At 63.6% G+C, this 236-nt stretch carries 1 protein-coding gene; it reads right to left on the bottom strand.

The window, feature by feature from the left end:
* Positions 1 to 236: phospholipase D-like domain-containing protein (locus MTCD1_RS20295; protein WP_235013424.1), on the bottom strand; the 236-nt coding region annotated here is incomplete at both ends.

Raw genomic sequence — 236 nt, forward strand, 5'->3', positions numbered from 1 at the left:
TGCAATGGGTTGAACAGGCGAATCTGGATCTGCGGGTGCGCGGCCAGGGTGGCGATGATTTGGTCCAGGCCGTCGCTGGTGGTGTCGTCCAGCAGGATGCGCACCCGCACGCCACGGTCGGCCGCCGTGAGCAACTCGTCTACCAGCATGCGCGTGCTGATGCCGTCATGGACGATGTAGTACTGCAAGTCGAGGCTGGTCTGGGCATTGCGGATCAGTTCGGCGCGGGCCATGAA

Origin of the sequence: Colwellia marinimaniae, assembly GCF_002207865.1 — a bacterium.
Classification (GTDB): Bacteria; Pseudomonadota; Gammaproteobacteria; order Enterobacterales; family Alteromonadaceae; genus Colwellia; species Colwellia marinimaniae.